Annotated in this window: 8 protein-coding genes; 7 read left to right on the top strand and 1 reads right to left on the bottom strand. The window is 70.5% G+C overall.

Features of this window, described 5'->3' with window-relative positions:
- Positions 1–149 precede the first annotated feature (149 nt).
- The 3 genes from prfB to ACYVE9_RS11400 all read left to right on the top strand — a co-directional run bounded on the left by prfB (position 150) and on the right by ACYVE9_RS11400 (position 3,092).
- Complete coding sequence (gene prfB, locus ACYVE9_RS11390; protein ID WP_461027670.1) at positions 150–1,265, top strand: peptide chain release factor 2; 1,116 nt, start codon at positions 150–152, stop codon at positions 1,263–1,265.
- 249 nt (positions 1,266–1,514) lie between these two features.
- Complete coding sequence (locus ACYVE9_RS11395; protein WP_461027671.1) at positions 1,515–2,129, top strand: response regulator transcription factor; 615 nt, start codon at positions 1,515–1,517, stop codon at positions 2,127–2,129.
- 279 nt (positions 2,130–2,408) lie between these two features.
- The gene (locus ACYVE9_RS11400) at positions 2,409–3,092 is read left to right on the top strand and encodes a hypothetical protein (protein WP_461027672.1); all 684 of its coding nucleotides are present in this window, start codon (positions 2,409–2,411) and stop codon (positions 3,090–3,092) included.
- A gap of 189 nt (positions 3,093–3,281) precedes the next feature.
- On the opposite strand, the gene ACYVE9_RS11405 is transcribed toward ACYVE9_RS11400, so the two are convergent.
- Entirely contained in the window at positions 3,282–3,482 is a 201-nt protein-coding gene (locus tag ACYVE9_RS11405) for a hypothetical protein (RefSeq protein ID WP_461027673.1), read from the bottom strand.
- A gap of 264 nt (positions 3,483–3,746) precedes the next feature.
- Here ACYVE9_RS11405 and ftsE point away from each other — a divergent pair, with 264 nt between their 5' ends.
- From ftsE to smpB, 4 genes are all read left to right on the top strand, one after another.
- The gene (gene ftsE / locus ACYVE9_RS11410) at positions 3,747–4,436 is read left to right on the top strand and encodes a cell division ATP-binding protein FtsE (protein WP_283991504.1); all 690 of its coding nucleotides are present in this window, start codon (positions 3,747–3,749) and stop codon (positions 4,434–4,436) included.
- 9 nt (positions 4,437–4,445) lie between these two features.
- The gene (gene ftsX / locus ACYVE9_RS11415) at positions 4,446–5,357 is read left to right on the top strand and encodes a permease-like cell division protein FtsX (RefSeq protein ID WP_461027674.1); all 912 of its coding nucleotides are present in this window, start codon (positions 4,446–4,448) and stop codon (positions 5,355–5,357) included.
- 78 nt (positions 5,358–5,435) lie between these two features.
- On the top strand, positions 5,436–6,581 hold the full coding sequence (locus ACYVE9_RS11420; RefSeq protein ID WP_461027675.1) for a S41 family peptidase: 1,146 nt from the start codon (positions 5,436–5,438) through the stop codon (positions 6,579–6,581).
- 17 nt (positions 6,582–6,598) lie between these two features.
- The gene (smpB, locus tag ACYVE9_RS11425; protein ID WP_461027676.1) at positions 6,599–7,078 is read left to right on the top strand and encodes an SsrA-binding protein SmpB; all 480 of its coding nucleotides are present in this window, start codon (positions 6,599–6,601) and stop codon (positions 7,076–7,078) included.
- Positions 7,079–7,110: the final 32 nt, after the last annotated feature.

Raw genomic sequence — 7,110 nt, forward strand, 5'->3', positions numbered from 1 at the left:
CGCGACGGCTGCCGCCGCCGCGCTGGGGGTCGGCGGCTGGCTCGCCTTCGGCCCCGCCGACTCGGGCCCGCAGGAGCCTCCGCCGCCCGTGGACAACTCGACGCCGTGACCCTGGCGGGCCCGGCCGGGTCAGCCGGTAGGCTGGAGCCGTGGCAGTCCTCGATGTATCCGAAGCACTGAAGTCCCTCTCCTCCACCATGGAGTCGATCGAGGCCGTACTCGACCTCGACAAGCTGAGGGCCGACATCGCCGTGCTCGAGGAGCACGCGGCGTCGCCCTCGCTCTGGGACGATCCCGACAACGCCCAGAAGGTGACGAGCAGGCTCTCGTTCCTCCAGGGCCAGCTGCGCAAGATCGAGGAGCTGCACAGCCGGATCGACGACCTCGGCGTGCTCTTCGAGCTGGCCGAGGGGGAGAACGACGCCGACGCCCGTGCCGAGGCCGAGGCGGAGCTGGCGTCCGTGCAGAAGTCGGTCGACGAGCTCGAGGTCCGCACCCTGCTGTCCGGTGAGTACGACCAGCGTGAGGCGATGGTCAGCGTGCGGGCCGAGGCGGGCGGCGTGGACGCCGCCGACTTCGCCGAGCAGCTCCAGCGCATGTACCTGCGCTGGGCCGAGCGCCGCGGTTACCCCACCGAGGTGCTCGACACCTCGTACGCGGAGGAGGCGGGCATCAAGTCGACCACCTTCGCGGTGAAGGCCCCCTACGCCTACGGCACGCTCTCCGTCGAGCAGGGCACGCACCGCATGGTGCGCATCTCGCCGTTCGACAACCAGGGCCGCCGCCAGACCTCCTTCGCCGGTGTCGAGGTGCTGCCCGTCGTGGAGCAGACCGACCACATCGACATCCCGGAGAACGAGCTGCGGATCGACGTCTTCCGCTCCTCCGGCCCGGGCGGCCAGTCGGTCAACACCACCGACTCCGCGGTCCGCATGACGCACCTGCCGACCGGCATCGTCGTCTCCTGCCAGAACGAGAAGTCGCAGATCCAGAACCGCGCCGCCGCACTGCGGGTGCTCCAGTCCCGACTGCTGGCCCACCGCAAGGCGGAGGAGCAGGCCAAGATGGACGCGCTGAAGGGCGAGGGCGGCAACTCCTGGGGCAACCAGATGCGTTCCTACGTCCTCCAGCCGTACCAGATGGTCAAGGACCTGCGTACCGAGCACGAGGTCGGCAACCCGCAGGCCGTGCTGGACGGTGACATCGACGGCTTCCTGGAGGCCGGTATCCGCTGGCGCAAGCAGCAGGACCAGGCCGCGAGCTGACGCTCCTCACCGCTGGCGAGCACCGCGCACTCCCGCGGTCCGCACGCCGCGCACGCACCACGAACGGGCCCGGTGGCCCGCCCTGCGGGGCGGGCCACCGGGCCCGTCGCCGTGGGCGGGGCGATAGCACCCGGCGATAGCCCCGGGGCACGCTTCGTTACCTTTCCGGTGCGTACGGTGCACAACCCTTCGCCCTCGTGGGTGATCTGCCTGAGTGGTGTGCGGGATTCCGCGGTGGAGGGAGAACGTGTGACCAGGGTGCTGGTGGCCGGCGACGAGCGAATGGTGCGTGAGCTGCTCGTGGCGGCTCTCGATCGGGAACCCGATCTCCAGGTGGTCGCCGAGGTGGCCACCGGGGGAGAGGTGGCGCCGACGGCACGCCGGGTCGGTCCCGACGTGGCGGTGCTGGGCGCGTCTCTCCCGGACCTGGACGGCGTGGGGGCGGTGACGGAGCTGCGGTGTGCGGTTCCCGGCTGCCGTTCCCTGGTGCTGGCCGAGCAGCCCTACCCGGGGTTGGTCCGCAGCGCCTTGGCGGCGGGCGCCGCGGGGCTGGTGCACACCGGGCTGTCGGTCGCCGAACTGCTGGACGCGGTACGCGAAGTGGCGCGCGGTGGGTTGGTGGTGGCGCCCGAACTGCTGGGCGCGGCCGCCGAGGTGGGGCGCAGTCCACTCAGCGCACGGGAGGCCGATGTGCTGCGGCGGATCGCCGACGGACGCCACCCGACGGACATCGCCCGCGAGTTGAGCCTCACCGTGGGCACGGTCCGCAACCACCTCAGTGCCGTGCTGCGCAAGCTCGACGCCCGTACCCAGATCGAGGCGCTCGTCATCGCGCGGGAGCGGGACTGGCTCCGGCGTGACTGACGACGACTCGGGTTCGGTTGTGTACTAGGTCACAGTCGACCGCACGGGTGAGCAAGTGACCGGCCACTGAGGACATTTCACCCTGACCTGGCTTGACGCTGTTGGGAAAAGTGGGAAGGGTGTCAGCTCGGCAGACGTGTGCAGGAACGTGCGTCCCGGGGGGCCGACCGGGGGTCCGGTCACCGAGGTGACGCCAGGGCCCCGTGACCTCATCCCGCCGACGATCCGAGACCGGCGCAGCTGCTCCATCAACCATGAGACTACTGGGGGTAGTTGGTAGTGACCAATTCCAAGACGCGGGTGCGCATCGCGCGGATCGCGGCCGGCGCGGTGTTCGCAGCCGGTGTGTCGCTGACCGCGGCAGGCGTGGCGCAGGCCGTGGACATCGGCGGGGTCGGGACCGTGGGCGCGAACGACGAAGTGGATGACCCGACGGACCCCACGGACCCGACGGACCCGGACAACCCGACCGACCCGACACCGACGGACCCGGACCCGACGGACCCGGGCCCCACGGACCCGGACCCGACTGACCCGGGCCCGACCGACCCCGACCCGGGTGAGAACACCGGTGGCAGCACCGGCGGCAACGGCGGCTCCACCGGTGGCGGCAGCGGCACCGGCACCGGCGGCAGCACCGGCGGCGGTGACAACGGCGGCGGCAACGGCGGGGGCTCCACCTCCGGTGGCGGCGACGGCGGTTCCACCGGCGGTCTGGACCCGGACACCACCGGCGGTTCCGGTGAGTCCGGCACCACGCCGAACGGCGCGGGCAAGGAGCAGATCAGCACCCCGGAGAAGCCGGCCGCGACGGGCAACGCCCCGCAGGAGCAGCTGGCCGAGACCGGTGCGGCGGAGACCACGTTCCTGCTGGTCGGCGCCGCGACGATGATCGCCGGCGGTGTCGGCTTCCGCATGCTGCCGCGGCTCCTCAATCGTGACGGCGGCGCGGCGGCTGCCTGACGTCGCTCTGCTCGCGCGCTCGGCCCCGTCAGGTGAGGGGACACGGCGCCGGGCACGCCGGGCCGTGGCGCCCGGTGTACCCGCGGTCACCGGTCACCAGGGGTGACCGGTGACCGGCACCCGGCACACGTAGGGCCCGGACACGGTGCGTGTCCGGGCCCTATGCGGCGTTACGGTCGAGGGGGCCGCTCAGAAGGCGGCGGCCTGGCGGGCCAGCAGTGCCACGGCCAGGAGAGTCAGCAGCAGCATCACCAGCGCGGTGGGGGTCAGCCCGGCCAGCGGGCCGTCCTGCTCGCGGTGCTGACGGGCGCGCTCGGCGCGGCAGACGGAGCAGCGGGCCTCACTCACGGGACCCGCGCAGTTGGCGCACACCAGTCGGTCGCATGTCATGCGAACTCCTCCTTACCCTGCGCCAACGCCACCGGGGGGTGAAACATTCCCCAATGGTCCTCGTCTCCACTGTGCCAGCATTCGGCGCGGAACGCAGAGGCGTGCGGAAGGTGGTGCTTTTGCGGGGGTCTGTCCTTGGGGCAAAATCCCAAAAGCTCCAGGCCGTCTGCGGGCCCCACTCCGCTTCGCGTAGGGTCGCTGCACCGACGGCCAGCCGTTCAGCGGCTGCCGATGCCCCTACCCAGGTCGACGTGGTGTAAATCAGTGATTCGCTTCGACAACGTCTCCAAGAGCTATCCCAAGCAGACCGGCCCCGCGCTCCGCGACGTCTCGCTGGAGATCGAGCGCGGTGAGTTCGTCTTCCTGGTGGGCTCCTCCGGCTCCGGCAAGTCCACGTTCCTGCGGTTGGTGCTGCGCGAGGAGCGGGCCTCACACGGCCAGGTGCACGTGCTGGGCAAGGACCTCAACCGGCTGTCCAACTGGAAGGTGCCGCAGATGCGCCGCCAGTTGGGCACCGTCTTCCAGGACTTCCGGCTGCTGCCGAGCAAGACCGTGGGGGAGAACGTCGCGTTCGCGCTGGAGGTCATCGGCAAGTCCCGCGGGCAGATCCGCAAGACCGTGCCCGAGGTGCTCGACCTGGTCGGGCTCGGCGGCAAGGAGGACCGGATGCCGGGTGAGCTGTCCGGCGGTGAGCAGCAGCGGGTGGCGATCGCCCGGGCGTTCGTCAACCGGCCGCTGCTGCTGATCGCCGACGAACCGACCGGCAACCTGGACCCGCAGACCTCCGTGGGCATCATGAAACTGCTCGACCGCATCAACCGGACCGGGACGACGGTCGTGATGGCGACGCACGACCAGCAGATCGTCGACCAGATGCGCAAGCGAGTGATCGAACTCGAAAAGGGCCGTCTCGTGCGCGACCAGTCGCGCGGCGTCTACGGCTACCAGCACTGAAAGGACGCCATGCGCGCCCAGTTCGTTCTGTCGGAGATCGGCGTCGGTCTCCGCCGCAATCTCACGATGACCTTCGCGGTGATCGTCTCGGTGGCGATCTCGCTGGCGCTGCTCGGTGGTGCGCTCCTCGCCCGGGAGCAGGTCAACTCGATGAAGGGCTTCTGGTACGACAAGGTCCAGGTCTCGATCTACCTGTGCAACAAGAACGACGCCGAGACCGACCCGCAGTGCGCCAAGGGCGCGGTGACCGGGCAGCAGAAGCGCGAGATCAAGGCCGACCTGGAGAAGCTCAAGGTCGTCGACACCGTCTTCTACGAGTCGAGCGACGAGGCGTACAAGCACTACAAGGAGCAGTTCAAGGACTCCCCGCTGGCGTCCTCGCTGACGCCGGACCAGATGCAGGAGTCCTACCGGGTCAAGCTCACCGATCCGACCAAGTACGACGTGATCCAGACGGCGTTCGGCGGGCGGGCGGGCATCCAGGAGGTCCAGGACCAGCGAAGTCTGCTGGAGAACCTGTTCAACCTGCTGAACGGCATGAACCTGGCCGCCCTGTTCATCATGGCGCTGATGCTGGTGGTCGCGCTGCTGCTGATCGTCAACACCGTCCGGGTGTCGGCGTTCAGCAGGCGCAGGGAGACCGGGATCATGCGGCTGGTGGGCTCGTCCAGTTTCTACATCCAGATGCCGTTCATCCTGGAGGCGGCCATCGCGGGGCTGCTCGGGGCGGCGATGGCCTGCCTGTTGCTGTTCAGCGGCAAGTACTTCCTGGTGGACAACTGGCTGTCGGACCGCATCCCGCTGATCCAGTTCATCGGTTGGGATTCGGTGGTCAAGGTGCTGCCACTGATCCTCGCAGTGGGCGTGCTGATGCCCGCCGTTGCTGCTTTCGTCGCGCTGCGCAAGTACCTGAAGGTGTGATCCGGGTGTGATAAACGACGCGGGCGCCCCTCGGGCAAGCTTCCCAACGCCGCCCCCGTCTGTCCTAGACTCCGCAACATGTCGGGTCCGTGGATGTTCGTCCAGCCGCACCGCTTCCGCCGAGGGGCGGCCCTGACGCTGGTGTTCGCCGGCGTGCTGGTGACCGGCTTCACCGCCGGTTCCTGGACAGGTGACGACGCGCAGGCCGGCCAGGGGCCGGAGGGCGTGCCGATAAGCCCCCGCGTGGTCGGCGAGGCGCACGTCGGCGACGCGCACCGGCTGGTCAGCCGCAGCGGCGACCGCTGGTCCGCCGCCTACACGGCCCGCGAGTTCGAGGGCTTGCAGCAGGCGCTGGACGGCAGTTACGTCGGTGTCGGCATCGCGGTGCGGGCCGCCGCGGACGGGCGGGTGGAGGTGGCCCGGGTCACTCCGGGCAGCCCCGCCGACGAGGCCGGCGTACGGACCGGTGACCGGCTGCGCACGGTGGACGGCGCTCCGGTGTCGGACCTGCCGGTCACCGAGGTGGTGGCCCGGCTGCGCGGCGGCGACGGCCAGGACGCCGGCACGGCGGACGGCGCGCCCGTCGTGGTCGGTCTCGGCAGGGACGGCCGCGACTGGGACGAGCGGCTCGAACGGGCGCTGCTGGACACCGAGTCGGTGACGGTCAGGACGCTCGGCCGGGACGCGGTACGGGTGCGCGTCGAGTCCTTCACCAAGGGCTCCGGCGAGCGCGTGCAGCAGGCCCTGCGGGACCTGCCCGCCGGCAGCGGCGTCCTGCTCGACCTGCGGGGCAACTCCGGGGGTCTGCTGCACGAGGCCACCGCCGTCGCCTCCGCCTTCCTGGACGGCGGGCTGGTGGCCACCTACGACGACAGCGGGGAGCAGCGCGCGCTGTACGCCGACGCCGGCGGCAGCCCCGACGTGCCGCTCGTGGTGCTCGTCGACGGCGGCACGATGAGCGCGGCGGAACTGCTCGCGGGCGCGTTGCAGGACCGCGGGCGCGCGGTGGTGGTGGGGTCGCGCACCTTCGGCAAGGGCTCGGTGCAGATACCGCTGGAGCAGCCGGACGGCTCGGTCGCCGAACTCACCGTGGGGCACTACGCGACGCCTGCCGGGCGCGATCTGGACGGCGAGGGGCTGACGCCCGACGTCGAGTCGCGGGCCGGTCAGCGCACCGAGGACAAGGCCCGAACGGTATTGAGTGGCCTCGCACGCCGGGGGTGAGGAACAATGGCCCGGCTATGGCTAAAGAGACAGGTCGCAAACTCATCGCGCAGCACAAGAAGGCGCGGCACGACTACCTGATCCTCGACACCTGGGAATGCGGGCTGGTCCTCACCGGCACGGAGGTGAAGTCGCTGCGCCAGGGGCGGGCGTCCCTGGTCGACGGCTTCGGCCAGGTCGACGGGGGTGAGGTGTGGCTGCACAACGTGCACATCCCGGAGTACAGCCAGGGCACCTGGACGAATCACAGCGCGCGGCGCAAGCGCAAGCTGCTGATGCACCGGATGGAGATCGACAAGCTCGTCGGCAAGCTCCAGGAGAGCGGTCTGACGCTCGTGCCGCTCCAGCTGTACTTCAGGGACGGCAAGGCCAAGGTGGAGATCGCCCTGGCCCGGGGCAAGCGGGAGTACGACAAGCGGCAGACGCTGCGGGAGAAGCAGGACCGGCGGGAGGCCGAGCGGGCCGTCTCCGCCGTGCGCCGCCGCCAGAAGGCCTGATTCCGGTCCGGCAGGGCCCGGCGAGGCCCTGC

Source organism: Streptomyces sparsus (assembly GCF_054776295.1).

Coding starts and splice junctions, on each gene's coding strand:
- ACYVE9_RS11405 (WP_461027673.1), bottom strand. CDS start 3,482: ATGACATGCGACCGACTGGTGTGCGCCAACTGCGCGGGTCCCGTGAGT.
- smpB (WP_461027676.1), top strand. CDS start 6,599: ATGGCTAAAGAGACAGGTCGCAAACTCATCGCGCAGCACAAGAAGGCG.
- ACYVE9_RS11420 (WP_461027675.1), top strand. CDS start 5,436: ATGTCGGGTCCGTGGATGTTCGTCCAGCCGCACCGCTTCCGCCGAGGG.
- ftsX (WP_461027674.1), top strand. CDS start 4,446: ATGCGCGCCCAGTTCGTTCTGTCGGAGATCGGCGTCGGTCTCCGCCGC.